The following is a 23,453-nucleotide window of genomic DNA, read 5'->3' as shown; positions in this document are numbered from 1 at the left end:
CAGCCGCCTTTCTCCACGCACCGCCGTCGGTGCCAAGTGCGGGAGGAAGCGGTGCTTATCGGGCCCTTGGACGTCTCAACGGTCAAGGAGTGGGCGCCTGCGCCCGGCACACTGTTCTCGTGGCACCCGTCGTCGGCCGCCCGCACCAAGGCTCTCGAGGCGCCGGCGAGCCCCGTGCCGCCCAGCTACGTCCAGGCCCGGCACCTTCGGAGCCTGCGCGAACAGGCCGCCCGGGGGCTGGACCACTCCCGACTGCTGATCGCTTCGGTCGAGGTGCCGGGTCGCTGCGATCTGCGCGCCATGACCTACGTCATCAACACGCACCTGCGCCGGCACGACACCTACCGCAGCTGGTTCGAGTACTTCGACGCCGACCACATCGTGCGGCACACCATCGACGACCCAGCGGACGTCGAGCTCGTCCTCACCGAACACGGCGAGCTGACCAGCGCCCAATTGCGGGACCACATCGTCGCCACCCCCGACTCGCTGCAGTGGGACTGCTTCAGGTTCGGGGTGATTCAGCGCCCCGACCGCTTCACCTTCTACGCCAGCATCGACCACCTGCACGCCGACGGGCAGTTCGTCGCGATGGGGCTGATGGAGTTCCAGACGATGTACGCCGAGCTGATCGGGGGCAACCCGCCGGTCGAACTGCCACCGGCCGGCAGTTACGCCGACTACTGCGCGCGGCAGCGTGAGTACACCTCGGCGCTGACGGTCGACTCCGCGGAGATACGCGCCTGGACCGACTTCGCCGAACTCAACGACGGCACGTTCCCGGCGTTCCCGCTGCCCCTCGGCGATCAGTCCGTGCCGTGTGCCGGCGACCTGCTGGGCGTGACCCTGCTGGACGAGGACCAGACGCATCGATTCGAGGCGGCCTGTGTGGGGGCCGGGGCGCGCTTCGTCGGCGGCATGTTCGCGTGCCTCGCGCTGGCGATTCACGAGTTGACCGGCGCCGAAACGTATTTCGGCATCACCCCGAAAGACACCCGCAGCACGCAGGCCGACTTCACCACGCAGGGCTGGTTCACCGGCCAGATACCGATCACGGTTCCCGTCGCGGGCTTGTCGTTCAACGACATCGCACGGAACGCGCAGGCGTCGTTCGATTCGGGGGCGGATTTGGCGCGGGTGCCCTTCGAGCGGGCCGTGGAATTGGCCCCGTCGCTGCGCAGGCCCCCGCCGCTGTTCAACCTGGTGAATTTCTTTGACGCGCAAGCCAGCCCGTTGTCGATGATGACCAAGCTGTTCGAGGGCCTGACCGTAGGTGCGCACAGCGACGGCAGGGTCACCTACCCGTTGAGCACGATGGTGGGGCGGTTCGACGAAACGGCGGCGAGCGTGTTGTTCCCCGACCACCCGGTCGCCCGAAATTCCGTGACCCGATACCTGGGTGCCCTAAAATCCGTGTGCGTCCGCATCGCCGACGGCGGGGCGGCGGAGCGCGCGCGTAACGTCGCCGAGCGCTACCGGCAGCCGGCGCACTAACGCTGAAAAGAATTCGGTGCCAATGTCGCTAGCGAAGACCGGCCTGCACGACCCGGTGGGCATCTTCCCCCGGCTCGGGCGCCTGATCGGGCGAAGGCCGTGGCTGGTGATCGGCGTCTGGATCGCGCTGGCGGGCGTACTTTCGCTGACCGCGCCGTCGCTGGAGGAAATCTCCCAACAACACCCGGTAGCCATCCTGCCAGCGGATGCGCCGGTGTTGGCCGCGACGCGAAACATGAACGCCGCGTTCGGCGAAGCGGGGTTGCACAGCATCGCGGTGGTGGTGCTCAGCGATGCGAAGGGGTTGACCCCGGCCGACGAAGGTACCTACCGCAAACTGGCCGAAGCCCTGCGCCGAGACACCCGGGACGTCGCGATGCTGCAGGATTTCGTCACCACGCCGGCGCTGCGCGAGCTGATGACCAGCAAGGATCACCAGGCCTGGATGCTGCCCGTCGGCCTGCCCGGCGACCTCGGCTCACCGCAGTCCAAGCAGGCGTACGCGCGGGTGGCCGACACCGTGCGGCAGACCGTGGCGGGATCGACGCTGACGGCCAACCTGACCGGGCCCGCATCCACCGTCGCCGACCTGAACCTCACCGGCCAGCGCGACAGGGCCCGGATCGAGCTGGCGATCGTCGTCCTGCTGTTCGTCATTCTGCTGGTCATCTACCGCAACCCGGTCACGATGGTGCTGCCGTTGCTGACGATCGGCATGGCCGCGATGGTGGCCCAGCGGTTGGTGGCGCTGGTCGGCTCCGCCGGCCTGGGCATCGCCAACCAGACCGTGATCTTCATGAGCGGGTTGATGGTCGGCGCCGGAACCGATTACGCCGTCTTCCTGATCAGCCGATATCACGACTACGTGCGGCAGGGTGTGGACTCCGATCAGGCGGTCGTCAAGGCGTTGGCATCCATCGGCAAGGTGATCGCGGCGTCGGCGGCGACCGTGGCCGTCACGTTCCTCGGAATGATCTTCACCCGGTTGGGAATTCTGCGGACCGTCGGACCGGTGCTGGGCATCTCGGTGGCCGTCGTCTTCTTCGGCGCGATCACCCTGCTGCCGGCCCTGCTCGTGCTCGCCGGGCGCCGCGGCTGGATCGCGCCGCGCAGCGATCTCAGCCGGCGCTTCTGGCGGCGCTCGGGTGTCAACATCGTGCGCAGACCGAAAACCCACCTGCTGGCCAGCGCGCTGGTGCTGGTGATTCTGGCCGGGTGCGCGGGCCTGGCCCGCTACAACTACGACGATCGCAAGGCGCTGCCGGCAAACGTCGGGAGTTCGGTCGGATATGCCGCTCTGGACAAGCATTTCTCGACCAACCTGATCATTCCCGAATACCTGTTCATTCAGTCTCCACAGGACCTGCGCACGGCGAAGGCCCTCGCCGACCTCGAGCAGATGGCCCAACGGGTCAGCCAGGTGCCGGGGGTCGCGATGGTCAGGGGCATCACCCGGCCCACCGGCCAGTCCCTGGAGCAGGCCAAAACGTCATGGCAGGCCGGCGAAGTCGGCGACAAGCTGGACGCGGGCTCCCGCCAAATCGTCGACCATACCGGCGATCTCGACCGGTTGGCGGGCGGCGCCAACGTGATGGCGGGCAAGCTCGGCGACGTGCGGACCCAGGTCAACCAGGCCGTGTCCGCCGTCGGCGGCCTCGTTGACGCCCTGGCGACGCTGCAGAACATCTTCGGCGGGAATCGGGCGCTGGCCGAACTCGAGGGCGCCGAACGGCTCGTCGACGGCATGCGTTCGCTCGGCGACGCCATCGGCGCGAACGCCAACTTCGTTGCCAACAACTCCGATTGGGCCAATCCCGTGCTCGGCGCGCTCGACAACAGCCCGATGTGCGGCGCCGAGCCGGCCTGCGTCAGCGCGCGCGAGGAACTGCGGCGGCTGGTGACTGCGCGCGACGACGGAACGCTGGGCAAGATATCGGACCTGGCCCGCCAGCTGCGGGCGACGCAGGCCGTACAGACGCTCGCCGCAACGGTTTCCGGGCTGCGCCGGGCCCTGTCCGCCGTCGTCGGCGCGATGAGCTCCCTGGGCATGGGCAGCCCGGGCGGCATGCGGGCGAAGATCACCTTGCTGCAGCAGGGGACCAACTCCCTGGCGGACGGCAGCCGGCAATTGGCCGACGGTGTGCAGCAATTGGTCGACCAGGTCAAGAAGATGGGCTTCGGGCTGGGCGAGGCGTCCGCGTTCCTGCTGGCCATGAAGAAGGAGGCCACGACGCCGGCGATGGCGGGGTTTTACATTCCCGCGCAGGCGTTGTCGTATGCCACCGGTGAGGGCGGAACGTCCGCGGTGCTGCCGGGCGGGGTCCGGGACCTGTTGGGCGGGATGACTACCGACCAGCTGAAAAGGCTTGCGGGCGCCTTCGTTTCACCCGACGGGCACGCGATGCGGTATCTGATCCAGACCGACCTCGATCCGTTCGGCACCGCGGCGATGGACCAGGTCGACGCGATCAACGCCGCCGCGCACGGCGCCCAACCGAATACCACGCTGGCCGACGCCAAGGTATCGGTGGTGGGGTTGCCCGTGGTGCTCAAGGAGACGCGCGACTACTCCGATCACGACCTGCGATTCATCATCGCAATGACCATCTGCGTGGTGCTGCTCATTCTGGGCGCACTGCTGCGCGCGGTCGTGGCGCCGCTTTACCTGATCGGTACGGTGATCGTCTCGTACATGTCGGCCCTCGGCATCGGCGTGATCGTGTTCCAATTCATCCTTGGCGAAGAAATGCATTGGAGCGTACCGGGATTGACATTCGTCATCTTGGTGGCGGTGGGCGCCGATTACAACATGCTGCTCATTTCCCGGTTGCGGGAGGAGTCAACGTTGGGATTGCGTTCCGGCGTCATCCGGACCGTGTCCTCGACGGGTGGGGTGATCACCGCGGCGGGCCTGATCATGGCCGCGTCGATGTACGGCCTGGTGTTCGCCAGCCTGTCGACGGTGATTCAGGCCGGCTTCGTCCTCGGGACCGGCCTGCTGCTGGATACCTTCTTACTGCGGACGGTGACGGTGCCCGCCATCGCCGTGCTGGTCGGGCGGGCGAACTGGTGGTGGCCGTCGGGCTGGGCGCCCGTGAGATGGCCGGTGCGGCGCCGCGGTCCAGCCAAACGCAAGCCGCTGCTGCCCGACGAGGAGAAGTCCCCGGCGTGGACAGCCGAACAGCTGATCGGCTTTTCGCCGCGCGACGGGCTGCGGCTCTAGCCGCCGCTACTTCTTGGCTTTGACGACCGCGCGGACGACCTTCCGCACCACACCGCCCTTGCCGAGCCGGGGACCCGGTGTGAGGTTACCGGCCAGGCCGGCGACCGCCAGCGAGTTGGGGGCAAGGTTGATGCCGGCAAGGGCGCCGCGGACGGGCCAGGCGACGGTGGAGACCGCGGTGGGAATGTGGGCGATGCCGTTGACGATGTGGACGGGGTTGTGCGCCGGGCCCGGGTCGTAGGCCCGGTCCACCATCGGGCGTAGCACCGCATCGATCGGCCCAACCGCCTCGGGGGGCATGCCCGCCCCGTCGACCAGTGCCCGGGCCAGCGGCAGCTCGGGGTTCCGGATGAAATAGGTCGTCGTGGTGCCGCCCAGGCTGTTGGTCGTCCTCCTGATGTCCCAGGGCGCGACGCGGGACGGGTCGGAGAATGCCGTGGCGCTGTGGCCGTAATACCCGCCCGCGGCGATCGCGTTCAGGTCGGCCAGCAGGTTCCCGGGATGGTTCGGCGGGTCGGAGAAGGGATCGTACTGGCCCACGATGTCGATCGTGTCGTACTGGCTCTCCACCGGAGCGGGGACGGTGTAGTCGATGATCGGCACGTGCGTCCCCGGCCCGAACGCCCGGTAGAGCAGGTGGTTCGGATCACCGGCCTTGATGAACGTCAGCCGGCCCGGCGGCGGCGCGGTCGGGTCGTGCGCCAGGCGCGCCTGCTCGCGGTCGAGCGCCAATGAGCCCTGGGACAGCCCGGCCACCGAGATGGGCCCGTCGGTTGTCCGGATCGCGGCGTCGAGATTGTCCGCCCCGGTGTTCACGGAGCTGTTCACGGTCGGCGAGTTCAGTCCGGTGACCGGCCAGAAGCTGCCGGGGTAGGGCACCACCCGCCGGATGGCCGCGGGACTGTAGTAGTTCTCGTCGATCCGAGGCTGCGACGCGGGATCGAAGTGATACAGCGACCTCAGCGGCCTATAGGGCGACGGCGCCGTGCCGGGCACGATCAGGGCGGTGTCCGCGGCGGCGATACCGTCATCGAAAAGCGTTGCGTACGTCAGCATTCCGACGGCAGCGGCCCCGACGAGCAGCTTGTTCACGGGCTCCCCTCTAAAAGCGCTATGGCAGGGATGCTACCCCGCCCCCAGGCTGGTCACCCCGAGGACGAGCATGAAACAACCCCCGGCCGCCACCCACGCGGCGATGTCGCGGCGACCCCGCGATCGCAGCCAGTTCTGCAGCGCGGCCATCAGATTGCGCGTCTTCTGCGGCGCCGCCAGGTAGCCGATCAGTGGGATCTCGGCCACGGTGAACGCCACCAGGTTGAAGGCCAGCAGCGCCTGGACCTCGGCGACCGGTGCGGCGTGCGAGGCCAGGATGGCGGCCAGCGAGCCCAGGTAGTTCGCGGACGGCAACGCGGCGCCCATCCCGCCAACCGTTGCGACGCAGAGGGAGTCGCCTCCCAACACGATGCGGGTGCGGTCGGCCACTTGCCGGCGGCCGCTCGGCGCCGGCCGCTCGGCCAGGGCAACACCACCGCTGCCGCCGTCACCGCCGACCGCCGCGCCCACCGAGACGGGATCGGCCAGGCTGCGCAGCGAAGAACGGGTGGCCAACACGACCGCGATCAGCAAACCGACTAGCCCGGAAGCGATCTGGACCTCCGCCACGCTGAAGTGGCCGACGACCGGGGCGGCCCTGAGGAGGAAAAGCACCACCAGGCCCACGCCGACGCTCATGGTGAAGCCACCGCACAAGAACGCGAGCAGCTGCAGAAGTGGGCGCCGCCTGCTGAGCAGCAGGACCACCAGACTGAGCCGTATCGGCTCGAAAATCACCGAGCCGGCCAGCACCAGCACGGTGATCCACATGCTGGGCAACCGTACCGCAGCCGGCGCGATTTCGCGCTGAAACTCGCCCGGCCATGGGAAATACCGGGATCGGTGTCTTGCGTTCAGGCAGCCGTAATTCAGACGTAACGACCCCACGGGATGTCGCAGGGCGGACCCCGCACAAAGCGGTTATGCTGAGGGCTCCCGCAGCACCAGTCGCGGCCGGAGAAATCCCGCGGCGGCTGGACCTGTCGGGTCGATGCCCGCCATTGTTGGTCTCCAGTAAGGGATTTCGTGGAGAAGCGTGACCACGCCTGGACGCGGTCTGGCTGCGGGCGCAATTGCGGGCTCGGCTCCGGGGCGACAGCGCGGACGGTAGGTCGCCCGGAAGCATTGCTCAGCTTCCGCCGTGCCGGGCGAAAGAGCGCGGAGGTGCAGGGTATTCGGTGTTTGGCATAACGACACTGCGAGACTGGACACCGCAAGCGGGCCCCGTTACCTGCTGGCACGCTTCACCCGCGGCGAAGTCCAAAGCGGCACAAGCGCCGGCCAGTCCGGTACCGCCCAGCTACCAGCAGGCGCAACACCTGCGGCGCTACAGCGATCACGCGGCCCGGGGCCTGGACATGTCGCGCTTGATGATCTTCACCTGGGAAGTCCCGGGCCGGTGCGACATTCGCGCCATGAACTACGCGATCAACGCGCACATTCGTCGGCACGACACCTACCACAGCTGGTTCGAGTACCGCGACGCGCAGCACATCGTTCGCCATACCATCGCGGACCCTGCCGACATCGAACTCGTCCCGACCGAACACGGCCAGCTGACGCCCGAGGAACTGCGCGCCCACATATCGACCCCGCAGCCGTTGCAGTGGGATTGTTTCTTCTTCGGGGTAGTGCAAAGCGACGCCTGTTTCACCTTCTACGCGAGCATCGCCCACCTGTGCGTCGACCCCATGATCGTCGGCGTCCTCTTCACGGAGATCCACATGATGTACGCAGCCCTGGTCGGCGGCGACGCACCCGTGGAACTTCCCGAGGCCGGCCGGTACGGTGACTACTGCGCCCGGCAACGGGCGGAGATGGCCGCGTTGACGGCAAACTCCCCAGGGGTTCGCGCATGGATCGAATTCGCCGCCGGCAACGGCGGGACGCTGCCGTACTTCCCGCTGCCCCTGGGCGACCTCTCGGTGCCCTACGCCGGCAGGCTCGTCACCGAGACGCTGATGGACGAGCGGCAGACGGAACGGTTCGAGCGGGCCTGTCTCGGTGCCGGCGCGCGATTCAGCGGCGGCGTGTTCGGCTGTGCGGGGCTCGCGCAGCGCGAACTCACCGGCGCCGACACGTTTTCCATGGTGACCACCACCGATACCCGCAGGACGCCGAACGAATTGATGACGACGGGCTGGTTCACCGGTTTGGTCCCGGTCACGGTCGACGTCGCGGGGTGTTTCGAGGACGCGGCGCAGTCGGCGCAGACGTCCTTCGACTCGGGAATCGAGTTGGCGACCGTGCCGTTCGACCGGGTGCTGGAGTTGGCGCCGCCGGAGGCGAGCCTGGCCAGGCCACGGCCCGGCAACTTCGTGATGTCGTTCCTGGACGCCAGCATCGCCCCCTTGTCCTGTGTCGCCAACTCCGACTTGAACTTTCGCATCTACGACGAGGGCAGGGTCTCCCATCAGGTCTCCATGTGGGTGATTCGGCTCCAGCACGAGACCAAGGTGACGGCGCTGTTCCCCGACAATCCGATCGCCCTCGAGTCGGTGGACAGCTATATCGAGGCCATGAAGCGGGCATATGTCCGGGTCGCCGACGGCGGACGCAGCCAGGCTTTTGCGCACTCGCGCGCGCCGCTAACCGCGCTGACCTAGCAGTTCATTCAGGAGTGCGATGAACTCTTCTGGCCGCGCCGGTGTGAAGGCGGGGCTGGGCCGGACACCCGGCACGTCCAACGTGACCAACGTCGATTTGAGTGGCCGGCCCACGTCCAGCGGCAGCCAGCGACGGAAGTCGGAACTGCCCCAGATCCGAAACCGTTGGATGAACAGGCCCAATCCCTCGGCCTTGTATCCGCGGATCGCGCTCAGCGCAATGACTTTCGATGTGCCGGACGGAAAGTGATAGCGGCGCAGCGTGATCGCCGCACTATCCAGCTGAACCAGGCCGTCGTCGTAGGACTGGGCGTGGCCGTCGGTCATGCCCGCGAACTTCGCAGCTGGTGACCCCGCGCCGTCAGGCACCGCCCGTCGTCCAACCGCCACTGCCAGCCGTGCAGATTGCAGGTCAATGTATTACCCTCCACCACACCGAATTTCGACAGGTCTGCCTTCAGGTGGGGACAGCGCCGCTGAATCTCCCAGCCTTCCAGCGTGACCGACGACGAATCGTCGTGCGTCTCGGCGAACCAGCCGTCGGCGTACGCGATCCGTTCGTCGGTGAGGCACTTGAAGAAGGTGTAGAGGTATTCGTTGTAGCCGCCGACGCGCCACGCCCTGAATCGGGTGGACAAGAAGATGGTGTTCACCCAGTCCGGTTCCCGATCACGCAGCACGGTGCGGACCAACTCCGGCGAGATGGCGAACCCGTAGCGAAATTTTTCGTCCGGGATGCGTTCGCGCACAGCGCGTTTCGGGAAGTCCAGGACGACGGTCTCCGGGCCGACCACCAGTTCGACGGGATAGCCGATTCCGTCGCAGATCTCGTCGCTCTGCGACATGATCGGTTCGAACAGCGCGCGCAACTGCTCCAGCAGTGGTTCCCCGGAGGCGGGGGCCCAGCCCGCCCGCTCCGCGGCCAGGACGGGCGCCATCCGCTCGGCGTAGTCGGCGATATAGGCCCGCTTCCCGGTGGTGAAGATCTCCTCGACGCGGTCGTCCGGGAGCGGGTGGCGCAGCGAATTCAAGGTGGTGCCGGTGAAGTCCGCGGTCGAGCCGGGGATCATCAGCAGGCCGCCGTCGTTTCCGTGGCTGCGCATCTGGTCGAGGAACACCATCTGGTCCGGGAAGATGTTGGCCGCATCGCCGTGGTCGTCGTTGAGGTGACGCAACTCCGGGTCCAAAAAGCACGGCGGCCCCGCCGACGGGATGACCCACGTCGCGCCCACCTGGGCGATGTACTGGCGGGCGCGGTCCATCTGGCGCTGCCGTTTCTGGACACCGAAGGATTCCTTGGCGCGGGCCGGCATATCGTAGACCATCGGGTACCAGATCGCGCCGGAGTACTGCAGCATGTGCACGTCGATGTGCCCGAAGGCCGGTGTCAGCATGTCCAGATCGACCGGCCGGGCGTCGTTCATGTTGAAAGCCGTTGTCTCGCCGTCGGAAACCACGAGCGCCGAGTCGCCGAGCGGGCCGTCGGCCGGCGCCCGCAGGGCGATGATCATGACGTCTAGGTCGCCCTTCGGTCCGCTGACCCGGTGCTTGACCGAGTTGCTGGTCTCGAAGAACCGGTAGAAGCCAAGCTCTTGCAACGCGTTTCGGAGGTCCGGCACCGGAAAGTCGGGCAGTAACACCACCGCGTCTTTGTTGACGTGCTCGGCCAGATTCTTGGGGTCGAAGTGATCCTTGTGCAGGTGCGAAACGTAGAGGTAGTCGCAGTCGCCCAGCCTGTCCCAGTCCAGCCCGCTGTTGTCCGGGAACGGGAACCACGATGCGAAGTACGCGGGGTTGACCCAGGGGTCGCAAAGTATGCTGCCCGCGGGAGTCTCGATCAGAAATCCGGCGTGACCTACGCTTGTGACCTGCACAAATACCTTCCTGCGGCCGCTAATAGGTCCCGTTGCGGCCCGCGGCTGGGTAACGACTTTTCAGCCCCCGAGCTTAGCGCGGGGAGCCATTTTCGGCCCGCAACAACCGGCGGCAGCAGTCGAGGGTCCGGCTCGACGCGGCCGGTGGGCAGAATGCGCCCATGCCAGACCCGGCCGGGTCCCAGCACCTCTTTTCGGCACTTAGGGTGACTCACAGCCGCGAGCACTACGCTGAACAACTGTGGAACCGGTATACGGGACTGTCATTCAACTTGCCCGGTTGGTGTGGCGCCTACAGGGTCTGAAGATCACGGTCCAGGGCATCGAAAACCTGCCCAAAAGCGGTGGGGCCGTCATCGCCATCAACCACACCGGCTACCTCGACTTCACGTTCGCGGGGCTGCCCGCCTACCAGCAGGGTCTGGGCCGGAAGGTGCGGTTCATGGCCAAGCAGGAGGTGTTCGACCACAAGGTCACCGGGCCGATCATGCGCAGCCTGCGGCACATCTCGGTGAACCGGCAGGACGGGGCCGCGTCCTACGAGGAAGCGGTCAGGAATCTCAAGGACGGTGAGCTGGTCGGCGTCTACCCGGAAGCCACGATCAGCCGCAGCTTCGAGATCAAGGAATTCAAGTCGGGCGCCGCCCGGATGGCCGTGGAGGCCGGGGTGCCGATCGTTCCCGTGATCGTGTGGGGCGCGCAGCGCATCTGGACCAAGGGACACCCCAAGAAGCTGTTGCGCCCGAAGGTGCCCATCATGGTGCTCGTCGGCGAGCCGATCGAACCGACGCTGGGCGTCGAGGAATTGAAGGGGTTGTTGCACTCGCGGATGCAACATCTCCTGGAGCGGGCTCAGGAGATGTACGGGCCGCATCCCACCGGCGAGTTCTGGGTGCCCCGCCGGTTGGGCGGCAGCGCCCCATCGCTGGCCGAAGCCGCCCGGATGGACGCCGAGGAGGCGGCCGCTCGCGCGGCGCGCCGGGCCGGATCCGCGGGAGCGCCGGAGTAGCGGTCGATGGTGGAGCCGGTCTTTCGCACGCTCGAGATCCTGGCTCGGCTGGCGGTTGCGGCCACCGACACCCGGATCTCCTACGGCGGCGAGGAGAACATCCCCGACTCGGGCGGTGCCGTGATCGCGATCAACCACACCAGTTACGTTGACTTCCTTCCCGCCGCGCTGGCGGTGCATCGGCGCCGTCGCCGGCTCAGGTTCATGATCAAGGCCGAGATGCAGCAGGTGAAGATCGTCAACTTCCTGATCAAGCACACCCGGACCATCCCGGTGGACCGCGGTGCCGGGGCCGCCGCCTACGCGGTGGCGGTAAAGCGGCTCCGCGAGGGCGAGCTGGTGGGGGTGTATCCGGAGGCCACGATCAGCCGCAGCTTCGAGCTCAAGGAGTTCAAAACGGGCGCCGCCCGCATGGCCATCGAGGCCGATGTCCCGATCGTCCCTGTGATCGTCTGGGGTGCGCACAGGATCTGGACCAAGGACCAACCGCGGACGCTGGGCCGGGCCAAGGTGCCCATTAGTGTGCAGGTGGGGCCGCCAGTGCCGCCGGCCGAAGACATCGCGCGGACCGACGCCGCGCTGCGCGAGTCGATGACCACGCTGCTACACCGGGTCCAACGGAACTACCCGCACGAACCCGGGGCGTACTGGACCCCGCGCCGGCTCGGCGGTGGGGCACCGACCATGGCGGAGGCCGCCCGGAGGGAGGCGGACGAGGCCGCGGCCCGGGCCGCCGGTCGTAGCGGCCGGGCGTCTCGGTAGGCGAAGGAGAGGACATGCCCGAGGGGTTTTACCGGCTGTGCGAGTGGATCGTCCCGCCGATGGTCGCGATGCAGGGGACCAAGTTCACCTATCACGGCCTGGAGAACATTCCCGAGCGGGGCGGCGCCCTGCTGGCCCAGAACCACACCAGCTACCTGGACTGGCTGCCAACGCTTCTCGCGGTGCGCGAGCGCGGCCGGCGCGCCTACTTCATGATCAAAGCGGAAATGGCCGACGTGAAGGCGGTGAACTACGTCATCAAGAGCGCCAGGCTGATCCCGGTGGACCGCAGGGCCGGACACGACGCGCTCGAGGTGGCGGTGCAACGGCTGCGCCAGGGTGAACTCATCGGAATGCACCCCGAAGCCACCATCAGCCGTAGTTTCGAGCTCCGGGAGTTCAAGAGCGGTGCGGCCCGGATGGCGCTGGACGCCCGGGTGCCGATCGTTCCGGTGGTCGTCTGGGGTGCCCACCGGATTTGGCCCAAGGATCATCCGAAGAAGGTGTGGCGCAACAAAGTTCCGATCACCGTCGCCGCCGGGCGGCCGCTGCCACCGCACGGCACGCCCGAGCAGCTCAATGCCTCCCTGCGCCAGGCGATGAACGCGTTGCTGTACCGGGTGCAGGAGGAATATCCGCACCCGGAGGGCGAGTTCTGGGTGCCGCGGCGGCTCGGCGGCGCCGCGCCCACCCAGGAGGATTCCAGGGCGATCCGCCTGTCGGAGTTGCAGGCGCGGATGCACAAATACGGCACCGACGGGGTGACTCGACCGGGACAGGATCAGAGCGGAGTCCATTGACCAGACCGGTGAGCTGCGACCGGGGAGGGTCACGATGACTTTGCCGGCGCTCATAGCCTGTGACGTCGACGGGACTTTGTTCGACGACAACGAAACCATCACCCCGCGCACCCGCGACGCAGTCCGTGCCGCGGTCGCTGCCGGCGCGACGTTCGTTGTGGCGACCGGCCGTCCGCCGCGGTGGATACGCCCCGTCGTCGACGCGCTGGGCTTCGCGCCGACCGCGGTGTGCGCCAACGGCGCCGTCGTCTATGACCCCGCGACCGACCGGGTGATGTCGGCGCGCACGCTGCCCGTCGACGCGCTGGCCGAGTTGGCGGAGCTCGCGACGCGGGTGATCCCGGGCGCGGGCCTGGCCGTCGAGCGGATCGGCGAAAGCGCCCACGACACGGCGACCCCGCAGTTCATCAGCTCGCCGGGCTACGAGCATGCCTGGTTGAACCCGGACAACACCGAGGTGTCGATCGAGGACCTGCTGAGCGCACCGGCGATCAAGCTGCTCATCCGCCGGAGCGGGGCCCGCAGCGCCGACATGGCCGCCGTACTGACCAAGCATGTCGGCATTGAGGGCGATATCACCTACTCCACCAACAACGGCCTGGTCGAAATCGTGCCGCTGGGCACCAGCAAGGCCACCGGTGTGGAGGAGGTCGCCAGGCCCTTGCAGATCAGCAGCGGGGAGGTGGTGGCGTTCGGCGACATGCCCAACGACCTATCGATGCTGCGCTGGGCCGGTCACGGCGTGGCGATGGGCAACGCCCATCCCGAAGTGCTGGCGGCGGCCGACGAGGTCACCGCCGCCAACAATGACGACGGGGTGGGACGGGTGCTGGAGCGCTGGTGGCTTTAGCCCTGCGACGATGCGCGCCGCGTGGCGGCGGGCGGAGGAGGAGGGCAATTGGCTTTAGCCCTGCGCTAGGTCGCGGACGGGTGCGCCGGTAGCGAGAAGTGTTCGGGCGGCACGGTCGGGCCGCTCGGCGGCTGCGTCGAGAGCGGCGTGGTGATGCCGTCCGCCACTTGGGTGACGTTGCCGGTGAGCCGCTCGTAGTTCAGCGTCCCGTGCTGGAAGTTCTGCGTAATCTGTAGCGGCTCTTGAATTTCCGCGCTGGTTGGCAAGCCGAGCGGGCCGCGCTCGTAGCTCAGCGACGCCCAGGCGTCGTAGATCGCGCCGGTGACGGGCTGCGCGCCGGTTTCGGGCGACCAGTACATCGCACCCCTGGCGAACGTGACGTACCGGGCGTCGCCCTCCGCGCTGTCTTCTGGAGAGGTCGGCGCGCCCAGCACGCTGTTCATGCCGCCCATCGCCTGCCAGTGGTCGTAGATCGCGCCGCCCTGCAGGGCCTTGATCAGTTCCTCCGGCGGATCGTTGAAATGCGAAGCGACGTCGCGCACTTCGTCCATCAGCGCGTAGGCGGCGTTGCCTGGGCAATCGGTGTTGCCGACGTCGCGGTGGGTGAAGATCGTGGGCAACGTCGCGACGGAACCGGCCGCGTAGGTGGTGTAGTGGCTACCCGCCGACTCCAGCGCCACCGTGCCCTTGGGGTCGACGCCGTCCAGGCCCAGGCGCCAGCCGAGCAGCCGGCCCAGGGTGCGCAGCTGGATCGGAGTCGGCGGTACGTCGTCGAAGTTGCCGATCATCGCCACACCCCAGGTGTTGCGGTTGAACCCACCGGTGTGGAAGGCCTCGACCGCTTTGGTGAGCCCTCCGGCGCTGCCCTCGAACACCTGGCCGTACTTGTCGACCAGGGCGTTGTAGGCGATGTCGCACCAGCCCAGCGTCTTGCTGTGATAGGTGTAGATGGCCTTGACGATCCCGGCCGATTCCAGCGGCGAGTAGTCGTTGCTGCCCGCGGTGTGGTGCACGACGGCGGCGCGAATCCCGTTGTCGTACTGCGGGCTACCGCATCGCAGCGACTCGTCTGCGCCCCATTCCGCCCGGCTGATGATGGCGGGGGCCTGGCCGGGCATCAAGACCCCGGACGGCGGCGTCCATTGCGTTTGTGACGGCGCCTGCGGCGGGGAGATGAGGATGGCGGAGATGTTCTGCCCGAAGGGTTGTTCCCTCGACGCCGGTTTGTAGCCCAGGCCGGGCTCCCTGGGGGGCGCGGGCGGCGGCTGGGTGACGGGCGCGTCGATCGGCCGGGTCACCGCGATCTCGACGGTCGTGGTGGTGCCGACGAACACCGGGTCGGTGCCGCGGGGCCCCTCGAGGGACCCGGCCGCCGTCGCCCCGTCGGGGGCCGCCGTCTCGTAGTCGGTCTGGTACCAGGGCCCCCACGAACCGTCGAGGTGCTTCGCCCGCACCCGGGTCGACGTCCCGGCCAGGTCGCCGGTGAGCGCGACGAGCGAAAACGGGGTGTCCTGGCTGATCTGGCGAACCGTGACGCCACCGCCCAGCCCGATCAGCGGCTGCTCGGCCAGTTGGGTTTCGTGGGCGGGCGGCGGGCCGGGGGCGCCGCGGTCGCGCGTGGTGTCGGCCACCCAGGAGACGACGACGACGGTCGCCGCGATGGCGGTGAGCAACGTCGTCGGCCCACGGCTAGGAGACACCAGGCGATGTTACTTGTGTTTCTCGTGTTAATGATGAGACGACACGGCCTGGGCCGGGAATCTGCATAAATCGACGGCGCCGCAGAAAATCTGCGGCGCCGTCTGGTTGGAGGATTCCCAGCAGGTCTAGACGGGGGGCAGGACCGGTGCCGCACCGGCCGCAGCCGGCAAAGCCCCGGCAGCGCCCGCGGCGGCCGGCAGGGCACCCGCGGCCGCGCCCGGCAGGGCGCCCGCGGCACCCGGCAGAGCGCCCGCGGCGCCCGCGGCAGCGCCCGGCAAGGCACCCGCGGCGCCCGGCAGAGCGCCCGCGGCACCCGGGAGGGCACCGGCGGCACCCGCGGCGCTTTGCTGCATGCCCTGCGTGATCGCCGGCATCACCAAGCCCTTGAGCAGGTCGATGGCCTGACCGGCCCCCAGCTGGTTGGCGGCCTGCATCACGTCGTTGACCAGGCCGCCACCGCCGCCGCTGGAGCTTCCGCCGCCGAGGCCGGTTCCGCCACCGATCGGAGAACCGGGCCCGAAGGACGAGGGGTCACCCAGGATCGGGTAGGTGCCGTCGAGGCCCGGGTCCAGGCTGGCGGGAGCGGTGATCGGCACTTCACCACCAGCCGCCGGAGTGCCCAGTCCGGGCGCGAGCCCGGCCGGGCTGGTCAGCCCGGGGTTGGTAAGCGCCGGGTTGAGTCCCGCACCCGGGGTCGCCACCCCGGCGCCCGGGGTCGTCGGCAGCGCGCCGGGCGCGGTAAGTCCCGGCGCAGTGGGCGCCAGTCCCGGGCTCGTGAGACCCGGGCTCGTCAGACCCGGACTGGTCAAGGCGGGGCTGGTCAAGCCGGGACTGGTCAGACCCGGGCTCGTCAAGCCGGGGCTCGTCAAGCCGGGGCTCGTGAGTCCCGGAGTCCCGAGGCCCGGAGTGCCCAGGCCGGGGCTGGTCAGCCCTGGAGTGCTGGTAGCGCCCCCGCTCAGCGCGGGCACCGGGGGCAGGTTGATCCCGAATTGCGACAGCCCCTGCGACAGCGCGCCCATCAGCTCACCCGGCAGGTCGGTCATCACGGCCGCCTGCTTGAAGTCGTGGTGCTCGGCCGGCTTGCTCCCGGCAGTCGATTCGTAGACAAGGAAGTATGCGCAAGGACTCGCCACTGCCAGGGCGGCGACCGCGCTCATGGCTGTCGAAAGCTTGCGTCGGCGTCGGTTCGGCACGGAAGTCTCCTCAATCTGGACAACTCGTTCAACTGTGTTGCGTCGGTGCGACCTTGCCCGTCCTGCCTGGCGAGAACCACACAGAGTCGATGGTACGAGTGAGATAGGTGTGACTAGAGTGGTGATATTGAATCGTGAGGTAATTGCGACCCCGACCGTGATCGCCGGGCCGAGGCGACTGAGTCATCCTTACTTGCCCGATCGCGGACTCCCTGGCCTCGCCAAATGGGTTCGGCCCACGCGGTCGGATACCCTAAGCAACCGATGACCGCTCGTTTCGACCTCCTCGTCGTCGGCTCTGGATTTTTCGGCCTGACCATTGCCGAGCGCGTGGCTACCCAACTCGGGAAGCGCGTGCTCGTGGTGGAACGCCGCCCGCATATCGGTGGCAACGCCTATTCCGAGGCCGAGCCGCAGACCGGCATCGAGGTTCACAAGTACGGCGCCCACCTGTTCCACACCTCCAATAAGAGGGTCTGGGACTACGTGCGGCAGTTCACCGATTTCACCGACTACCGGCACCGGGTGTTCGCGATGCACAACGGGCAGGCCTACCAGTTCCCGATGGGCCTGGGCCTGGTGTCGCAGTTCTTCGGCAAATACTTCACCCCGGAGGAGGCCCGCCGGCTGATCGCCGAGCAGGCCGCCGAGATCAAGACCGAGGACGCGCAAAACCTCGAGGAGAAGGCCATCTCGCTGATCGGGCGACCGTTGTACGAGGCGTTCGTCAAGGGCTACACCGCCAAGCAGTGGCAGACCGATCCCAAGGAACTGCCCGCCGCCAACATCACCCGCCTGCCGGTGCGCTATACCTTCGACAACCGGTACTTCAGCGACACCTACGAGGGCCTGCCGGTCGACGGATACACGGCGTGGCTGCAGAACATGGCGACCGACGACCGCATCGAGGTCAGGCTGAACACCGACTGGTTCGACGTCCGTGACCAACTGCGCGCGGACAGCCCCGACGCCCCGGTCGTCTATACCGGGCCGCTGGACCGCTACTTCGACTACGCCGAGGGCCGACTCGGCTGGCGCACACTGGATTTCGAGTTAGAGGTGCTGCCCATCGCCGACTTTCAGGGCACCCCGGTGATGAACTACAACGATCTCGACGTGCCCTTCACCCGCATCCACGAGTTCCGGCACTTTCACACCGAGCGCGATTACCCGACCGACAAGACGGTGATCATGCGCGAGTACTCGCGGTTCGCCGAGGACGACGACGAGCCCTACTATCCGATCAACACCGAGGCCGACCGCGCGCTGCTGGCCGCGTACCGCGCGCGGGCGAAGGCCGAAACCGCGTCATCGAAGGTGCTTTTCGGTGGCCGGCTGGGCACCTACCAATATCTGGACATGCACATGGCGATTGCCAGCGCATTGAACATGTACGACAACACCCTCGCGCCGCACCTGCGCGAGGGCAAGGCTCTAGTGGAGGACGGCGCGGGGGGATGCGCGCCGACGACGATGCAAAGCGAAGCGAGGGGGAGGAGCGGCGCCTGATGAGTGCTGTAAGCCTGCTTTCCAGAATCATCCTGCCGCGTCCGGGTGAGCCCCTCGACGTCCGCAAGCTGTACCTGGAGGAATCGACTACCAACGCGCGGCGCGCGCACGCGACCAGCCGCACCTCGCTGGAGATCGGCAAAGAGTCCGAGGTGTCGTTCGCCACGTACTTCAACGCGTTCCCGGCCAGCTACTGGCGCCGGTGGTCGATCTGCACGTCGGTGGTGTTGCGGGTCGAGCTGACCGGAACCGGACGCGTCGACGTGTACCGGACGAAGGCCACCGGTGTGCGAATCTCCGTGGACGGCCGGCAATTCGTCGGGACGGAGGACCAGCCGGCCATCGTCGAGATCGAGGTGGCGCTCAAGCCATTCGAGGACGGCGGCTGGATCTGGTTCGACATCACCACCGACACCGCGGTCAACTTGGTCAGCGGTGGCTGGTATGCGACCGAGCCCGCGCCGGGCACGGCCAACATCGCCGTCGGCATTCCCACGTTCAACCGACCCGCCGACTGCGTGAACGCGCTGGCCGATCTCACCGCAGATCCGCTGGTGGACGCGGTGATCGGGGCGGTGATCGTTCCGGACCAGGGCGTCCGCAAGGTGCGCGATCACCCGGACTTCCCGACGGCGGCCGCCGGCCTGGGCAATCGGCTCACCATCTGTGACCAGCCCAACCTCGGCGGTTCCGGCGGTTACAGCCGAGTGATGTACGAAGCGCTGAAAAACACGGACTGCCAACAGATTCTGTTCATGGATGATGACATCCGCATCGAGCCGGACACGATCCTGCGGGTGCTGGCGTTGCACCGCTTTGCCAAGGCGCCGATGCTCATCGGCGGCCAGATGCTCAACCTGCAGGAGCCGTCGCACCTGCACATCATGGGCGAGGTCGTCAACCAGTCGAATTTCATGTGGACGGCCGCGCCGCACACCGAGTACGACCACGACTTCGCCGAATTCCCGTTGAGCGACAAGAACCCTCGAAGCGCGCTGCTGCACCGGCGCATCGACGTCGACTTCAACGGCTGGTGGACATGCATGATCCCGCGACAGGTCGCCGAGGAGCTGGGCCAGCCGCTACCGCTGTTCATCAAGTGGGACGACGCCGAATACGGGCTACGCGCCGGCGAGCACGGGTATCCGACCGTCACGCTGCCCGGTGCGGCGATTTGGCACATGGCCTGGAGCGACAAGGACGACGCCATCGACTGGCAGGCCTACTTCCATCTGCGCAATCGGCTGGTGGTCGCCGCGACGCATTGGGATGGTGATATCACCGGACTGGTTCGCAGTCACCTCAAGGCGACGCTCAAACACCTTGCCTGCCTTGAATATTCGACGGTGGCAATCCAGAATAAGGCCATCGACGACTTCCTGGCCGGCCCGGAGCACATCTTCTCGATCCTGGAATCCGCGCTGCCCGAGGTGCATCGGCTGCGCAAGGAGTACCCGGACGCGGTCGTGCTGCCGGCGGCGAGCGAACTGCCGCCGCCGTCGCACAAGACCAAGGCGATGAAGCCGCCGGTGAACCCGCTGTCCATCGGTTACCGACTGGCCCGCGGCATCCTGCACAACGCCACCAAGGCCGACCCCCAAGCCCACCGGCGCCCGGAGTTCAATGTGCCGACCCAGGACGCCCGCTGGTTTCGGCTGTGCACGGTCGACGGTGTCACGGTGACGACGGCCGACGGGTGCGGCGTCGTCTACCGGCAACGCGATCGGCGCAAGATGTTGCAGCTGCTGTTCGCCTCGCTGCGCCGGCAGCGCCGGCTGGCGAGCCGGTTCGACGAGATGCGCAAAACGTACCGGGAAGCGCTTCCCGTGCTGGCCAGCAAGCAGAAGTGGGAGACGGCGCTGCTACCCGCGCGCGCCGAGCGAGAGCATGCCTGAATCGGCACCTCCGAGCGGCGAGGTGGCCGCCCTGGTCGCCGTGCAATCGGCGCTCGCCGACCGTCCCGGCGTCCTGGCGGCGGCCCGCGGTCTGTCCTATTTCGGCGAGCACAGCATCGGCTGGCTGGCCGTCGCGTCGGTGGGCGCGGTGCTGATGCCGAAGCGGGCCCGGGACTGGCTGGTGGCCGGGGCCGGCGCCTTCACCGCGCACGCCGCCGCCGTCGTGGTCAAGCGGGTGGTGCGGCGCGAGAGGCCGCACGACCCGGCCGTCGTGGTGAACGTCGGCACACCCAGTCAGCTGAGTTTCCCGTCAGCGCATGCCACCTCGACGACCGCCGCGGCCATCCTGATGGGCCGGATCACCGGTCTGCCGCTGCCCGCCCTCCTGGTCCCCCCTATGGCGTTGTCGCGGATGCTGCTTGGCGTGCACTATCCCAGCGACGTGGCTTGTGGCATCGTCCTCGGTGCCACCGTCGCGCGAATCGCCGTCCGGCTGCAGGGCCGGGCGCGGAAGGTCTGGCCGAATGAGTGAGGACGTGGTGACCGGGCCCTCGGGGAACTTGGTGCTCGGGGTGGTCAAGGCGATCCGCCCGCGGCAGTGGGTGAAGAACGTCCTGGTGCTGGCCGCGCCCCTGGCCGCCTTGGGCGGTCCGGTCCGCTACGACTACGTCGACGTGCTGACCAAGGTGTCGGTGGCGTTCGTGGTGTTCTGCCTGGCGGCGTCGTCTATCTACCTCGTCAACGACGTGCGCGATGTCGACGCCGACCGCGAGCACCCCACCAAGAGATTCCGGCCGATCGCGGCCGGCGTGGTGCCCGAATGGCTGGCCTACACCCTCGCGGTGGTTCTCGGGGCGGCCTCGCTGGCGATCTCCTGGTGGCTCACGCCCGACCTGGCGGTGGTGATGGCCGTCTACCTCGGCATGCAGCTGGCCTACTGCTTCGGCCTGAAACACCAAGCGGTGATGGACATCTGCATCGTGTCGTCGGCGTATCTGCTCCGGGCCATCGCCGGCGGCACCGCCACCGCCATCCCGTTGTCGCAGTGGTTTTTGCTGTCCGCGGCGTTCGCGTCGCTGTTCATGGTGGCCGGCAAGCGCTATGCCGAGCTGCAGGTCGCCGAGCGCACCGGCGCCGCGATCCGCAAGGCCCTGGAAAGCTACACCAGCACCTATCTGCGGTTCGTCTGGACGATGTCGGCCACCGCCGTGGTGCTCTGTTACGGGCTGTGGGCGTTCGAGCGGGACCGCCACTCGGGGTCTTGGTTCGCGGTGTCGATGGTCCCGTTCACCATCGCGATCCTGCGCTACGCCGTCGACGTCGACGGCGGGCTGGCCGGCGAGCCCGAAGACATCGCGCTGCGCGACCGGGTGCTGCAGCTGCTTTTCCTGGCGTGGATAGCGACGCTTGGAGCCGCCGTTGCCTTCGGCTAGCACCGAACTGCAGGCCCTCAAAGCGCGCATGATGCGCAGCCGGCCGGTCATCAGGCGGTTGAGCTGGCCGGTGTTCCCCTATACCACCCTGGTGCGGGCCAGTCTGTGGATCAGCGTGACGGTGGTCGCCCTCCTGTTCGGGTGGGGCGCTTGGCAGCGGCGCTGGATCGCCGACGACGGTCTGATCGTGTTGCGCACGGTGCGCAACCTGCTCGCGGGCAACGGCCCGGTCTTCAACCAGGGCGAGCGGGTGGAGGCCAACACGTCCACGGCGTGGACCTACCTGATGTACGTCGGCAGCTGGGTGGGCGGGCCGATGCGCATGGAATACGTGGCGCTCGCGCTGGCCCTGACGCTTTCGGTGGTGGGCGTGGCGCTGCTCATGCTCGGGGCCGCCCGGTTGTATGCGCCGAGCCTGCGGGGCCGCAAGGCCGTCATGCTGCCGGCCGGCGCGCTGGTCTACATCGCGCTGCCACCCGCGCGTGACTTCGCCACCTCGGGTCTGGAGAGCGGGCTGACGCTGGCCTACCTCGGGTTGCTCTGGTGGATGATGGTCTGCTGGGCGCAGCCGGTGCGAAACCGCCCGGATCACAAGCTCTTCGTCGGGGCGTTGGCGTTCGTGGCCGGCTTCAGCGTCCTGGTCCGGCCCGAGCTGGCGCTGATGGGCGGGCTGGCGCTGATCATGATGCTGGTCGCGGCGCGGACGTGGCGCCGTCGGGTGCTGGTCGTGGTCGCGGGAGGGTCGCTGCCGGTCGCCTACGAGATCTTCCGGATGGGCTACTACGGGCTGCTGGTGCCCGGGACCGCGCTGGCCAAGGACGCGGCCGGCGACAAGTGGTCCCAGGGCATGATCTACCTCTCGAACTTCGACGCGCCCTACGCGGTGTGGGTGCCGGTGGTGCTCCTCGTGCCGCTGGGCGTGTTGCTGCTGGCGGCCCGCCGCCGGCCGTCGTTCCTGCGCCCCGCGCTGGCGCCCAACTACGGTCGGGTGGCCCGGGCGGTCCAGAGCCCGCCGGCCGTCGTCGCCTTCGTTCTGGTGAGCGGTCTGCTGCAGGGCCTCTACTGGATCCGGCAGGGTGGCGACTTCATGCACGGGCGGGTGCTGCTGGCGCCGCTGTTCTGTCTGCTGGCCCCGGTGGCCGTCGTCCCGTTGGCCATACCCGACGGCCAGGACTACTCGCGGGAGACGGGCTACTGGGTGGCCGGCGCGGCCGGCGCGCTCTGGCTGGGTGTGGCCGGTTGGTCGCTGTGGGCGGCGAATTCGCCGGGGATGGGCGATGACGCGACCCACGTCACCTACTCCGGGATCGTCGACGAGCGGCGCTTCTACGCACAGGCCACCGGGCACGCGCATCCGCTGACGGCCGCCGACTACCTCGGGTATCCGAGGATGGCGGCCATCCTGACGGCGCTGGACAACACCCCGGACGGCGCGTTACTGCTGCCCTCGGGCAATTACATCCAGTGGGACCTGGTGCCGATGGCCCGGCCGGGCCCCGACAAGGCACCCCAAAAGCCGCAGCACGCAGTGTTTTTCACCAACCTCGGCATGGTGGGCATGAACGTCGGGCTCGATGTCAGGGTGATCGACCAGATCGGATTGGCGAATCCCCTTGCGCAACACACGGAACGGCTGCAGCACGGCCGCATCGGGCACGACAAGAACCTCTTCCCGGATTGGGCGATCGCCGACGGCCCGTGGGTGAAGGTGTATCCCGGCATTCCGGGTTATCTGGACCAGCAATGGGTCGCGGAGGCGGTAAAGGCGTTGCAATGCCCCGAGACCAAGGCTGTGCTGGCCTCGGTGCGCGCACCGATGACCCCGCACCGATTCCTGTCCAACCTGCTGCATTCCTTTGAATTCACCGCATACCGGATCGACCGGGTGCCGCGCTACGAGCTCGCCAGGTGCGGGCTGCCGCTACCCGAGGAAGCCCCGCCGCCGCCTCGCGAGTAAGCCCCGCGGTCGAATATTTCTCGACCGATCTCAAATTGATCCGACCCGACCCGGC

The 23,453-nt window shown here is 67.9% G+C and carries 17 protein-coding genes and 1 pseudogene; 12 read left to right on the top strand and 6 right to left on the bottom strand.

The features are described 5' to 3' along the window. Nucleotides 1–51 precede the first annotated feature (51 nt). Together KXD96_RS02645 and KXD96_RS02640 are read left to right on the top strand one after the other, a co-directional pair. Entirely contained in the window at nucleotides 52–1,494 is a 1,443-nt protein-coding gene (locus KXD96_RS02645) for a condensation domain-containing protein (protein ID WP_260742743.1), read from the top strand. Nucleotides 1,495–1,516: 22 nt separating this feature from the next. Next, nucleotides 1,517–4,717 carry an RND family transporter gene (locus KXD96_RS02640; protein ID WP_260742742.1) on the top strand — a complete coding sequence of 1,067 codons (3,201 nt, stop codon included), beginning with the start codon at nucleotides 1,517–1,519 and terminating at the stop codon, nucleotides 4,715–4,717. Nucleotides 4,718–4,896: 179 nt separating this feature from the next. Here KXD96_RS02640 and KXD96_RS02635 read toward each other — a convergent pair. Both KXD96_RS02635 and KXD96_RS02630 read right to left on the bottom strand, forming a co-directional pair. Beyond that, nucleotides 4,897–5,809: pseudogene (locus KXD96_RS02635) on the bottom strand (PE-PPE domain-containing protein); the annotation flags it as partial. Between the two features lie 33 nt (nucleotides 5,810–5,842). Next, nucleotides 5,843–6,580, bottom strand: a complete 738-nt coding sequence (locus tag KXD96_RS02630) for a GAP family protein (protein WP_260742740.1) — start codon at nucleotides 6,578–6,580, stop codon at nucleotides 5,843–5,845. Nucleotides 6,581–6,987: 407 nt separating this feature from the next. On the opposite strand from KXD96_RS02630, the gene KXD96_RS02625 reads away from it, so the two are divergent. Next, the gene (locus KXD96_RS02625; protein WP_260742738.1) at nucleotides 6,988–8,415 is read left to right on the top strand and encodes a condensation domain-containing protein; all 1,428 of its coding nucleotides are present in this window, start codon (nucleotides 6,988–6,990) and stop codon (nucleotides 8,413–8,415) included. Here KXD96_RS02625 and KXD96_RS02620 read toward each other — a convergent pair. Both KXD96_RS02620 and KXD96_RS02615 read right to left on the bottom strand, forming a co-directional pair. Next, on the bottom strand, nucleotides 8,398–8,742 hold the full coding sequence (locus KXD96_RS02620; RefSeq protein WP_260742737.1) for a hypothetical protein: 345 nt from the start codon (nucleotides 8,740–8,742) through the stop codon (nucleotides 8,398–8,400). The genes KXD96_RS02625 and KXD96_RS02620 overlap by 18 nt on opposite strands. Continuing rightward, on the bottom strand, nucleotides 8,739–10,289 hold the full coding sequence (locus tag KXD96_RS02615; protein WP_260742735.1) for an MBL fold metallo-hydrolase: 1,551 nt from the start codon (nucleotides 10,287–10,289) through the stop codon (nucleotides 8,739–8,741). Before KXD96_RS02615 ends, KXD96_RS02620 begins: the two co-directional genes overlap by 4 nt. A gap of 241 nt (nucleotides 10,290–10,530) precedes the next feature. Here KXD96_RS02615 and KXD96_RS02610 point away from each other — a divergent pair, with 241 nt between their 5' ends. From KXD96_RS02610 to KXD96_RS02595, 4 genes are read left to right on the top strand one after another with little or no spacing between them, the layout of a single operon-like run. Then, complete coding sequence (locus KXD96_RS02610; protein WP_260742734.1) at nucleotides 10,531–11,298, top strand: 1-acyl-sn-glycerol-3-phosphate acyltransferase; 768 nt, start codon at nucleotides 10,531–10,533, stop codon at nucleotides 11,296–11,298. 6 nt (nucleotides 11,299–11,304) lie between these two features. Beyond that, nucleotides 11,305–12,060, top strand: a complete 756-nt coding sequence (locus tag KXD96_RS02605) for a 1-acyl-sn-glycerol-3-phosphate acyltransferase (RefSeq protein ID WP_260742732.1) — start codon at nucleotides 11,305–11,307, stop codon at nucleotides 12,058–12,060. A 14-nt stretch (nucleotides 12,061–12,074) separates the two neighbouring features. Then, complete coding sequence (locus KXD96_RS02600) at nucleotides 12,075–12,860, top strand: 1-acyl-sn-glycerol-3-phosphate acyltransferase (protein WP_260742730.1); 786 nt, start codon at nucleotides 12,075–12,077, stop codon at nucleotides 12,858–12,860. A 34-nt stretch (nucleotides 12,861–12,894) separates the two neighbouring features. Beyond that, entirely contained in the window at nucleotides 12,895–13,710 is an 816-nt protein-coding gene (locus KXD96_RS02595; protein ID WP_260742729.1) for an HAD family hydrolase, read from the top strand. A gap of 65 nt (nucleotides 13,711–13,775) precedes the next feature. Here KXD96_RS02595 and KXD96_RS02590 read toward each other — a convergent pair whose 3' ends face one another. Both KXD96_RS02590 and KXD96_RS02585 read right to left on the bottom strand, forming a co-directional pair. Further along, nucleotides 13,776–15,410 carry an LGFP repeat-containing protein gene (locus tag KXD96_RS02590; protein WP_260742727.1) on the bottom strand — a complete coding sequence of 545 codons (1,635 nt, stop codon included), beginning with the start codon at nucleotides 15,408–15,410 and terminating at the stop codon, nucleotides 13,776–13,778. Nucleotides 15,411–15,536: 126 nt separating this feature from the next. After that, nucleotides 15,537–16,604 (bottom strand): PirG, encoded by a 1,068-nt coding sequence (locus tag KXD96_RS02585; RefSeq protein ID WP_260742726.1) that lies wholly within the window; start codon nucleotides 16,602–16,604, stop codon nucleotides 15,537–15,539. A gap of 264 nt (nucleotides 16,605–16,868) precedes the next feature. Between KXD96_RS02585 and glf the strand changes: the two genes are divergently transcribed. From glf to aftB, 5 genes are read left to right on the top strand one after another with little or no spacing between them, the layout of a single operon-like run. Then, nucleotides 16,869–18,113, top strand: coding sequence for a UDP-galactopyranose mutase (gene glf, locus KXD96_RS02580; protein WP_260742725.1), 1,245 nt, complete (start codon nucleotides 16,869–16,871; stop codon nucleotides 18,111–18,113). Next, nucleotides 18,113–20,008 (top strand): glycosyltransferase, encoded by a 1,896-nt coding sequence (locus tag KXD96_RS02575; protein ID WP_260742724.1) that lies wholly within the window; start codon nucleotides 18,113–18,115, stop codon nucleotides 20,006–20,008. Before glf ends, KXD96_RS02575 begins: the two co-directional genes overlap by 1 nt. After that, complete coding sequence (locus KXD96_RS02570; protein WP_260742723.1) at nucleotides 20,001–20,540, top strand: phosphatase PAP2 family protein; 540 nt, start codon at nucleotides 20,001–20,003, stop codon at nucleotides 20,538–20,540. The genes KXD96_RS02575 and KXD96_RS02570 overlap by 8 nt, the downstream gene beginning before the upstream one ends. After that, nucleotides 20,533–21,441: a decaprenyl-phosphate phosphoribosyltransferase gene (locus KXD96_RS02565; protein WP_260742722.1), complete on the top strand. Its 909-nt coding sequence runs from the start codon at nucleotides 20,533–20,535 to the stop codon at nucleotides 21,439–21,441. Before KXD96_RS02570 ends, KXD96_RS02565 begins: the two co-directional genes overlap by 8 nt. Next, nucleotides 21,428–23,398 (top strand): terminal beta-(1->2)-arabinofuranosyltransferase, encoded by a 1,971-nt coding sequence (aftB, locus tag KXD96_RS02560; protein WP_313901615.1) that lies wholly within the window; start codon nucleotides 21,428–21,430, stop codon nucleotides 23,396–23,398. The genes KXD96_RS02565 and aftB overlap by 14 nt, the downstream gene beginning before the upstream one ends. The last annotated feature ends 55 nt before the right edge of the window (nucleotides 23,399–23,453 follow it).

It is taken from the genome of Mycobacterium sp. SMC-2 (assembly GCF_025263485.1).
GTDB lineage: Bacteria > Actinomycetota > Actinomycetes > Mycobacteriales > Mycobacteriaceae > Mycobacterium.
This window is presented reverse-complemented; position numbering and strand designations above follow the sequence as displayed.

Bases quoted from the DNA above. Each gene is read 5' to 3' on its own strand.
- KXD96_RS02640 (WP_260742742.1), top strand. From the start codon at position 1,517: ATGTCGCTAGCGAAGACCGGCCTGCACGACCCGGTGGGCATCTTCCCC.
- KXD96_RS02630 (WP_260742740.1), bottom strand. From the start codon at position 6,580: ATGTGGATCACCGTGCTGGTGCTGGCCGGCTCGGTGATTTTCGAGCCG.
- KXD96_RS02620 (WP_260742737.1), bottom strand. From the start codon at position 8,742: ATGACCGACGGCCACGCCCAGTCCTACGACGACGGCCTGGTTCAGCTG.
- KXD96_RS02605 (WP_260742732.1), top strand. From the start codon at position 11,305: ATGGTGGAGCCGGTCTTTCGCACGCTCGAGATCCTGGCTCGGCTGGCG.
- KXD96_RS02600 (WP_260742730.1), top strand. From the start codon at position 12,075: ATGCCCGAGGGGTTTTACCGGCTGTGCGAGTGGATCGTCCCGCCGATG.
- KXD96_RS02595 (WP_260742729.1), top strand. From the start codon at position 12,895: ATGACTTTGCCGGCGCTCATAGCCTGTGACGTCGACGGGACTTTGTTC.
- glf (WP_260742725.1), top strand. From the start codon at position 16,869: ATGACCGCTCGTTTCGACCTCCTCGTCGTCGGCTCTGGATTTTTCGGC.
- KXD96_RS02575 (WP_260742724.1), top strand. From the start codon at position 18,113: ATGAGTGCTGTAAGCCTGCTTTCCAGAATCATCCTGCCGCGTCCGGGT.
- KXD96_RS02570 (WP_260742723.1), top strand. From the start codon at position 20,001: ATGCCTGAATCGGCACCTCCGAGCGGCGAGGTGGCCGCCCTGGTCGCC.
- KXD96_RS02565 (WP_260742722.1), top strand. From the start codon at position 20,533: ATGAGTGAGGACGTGGTGACCGGGCCCTCGGGGAACTTGGTGCTCGGG.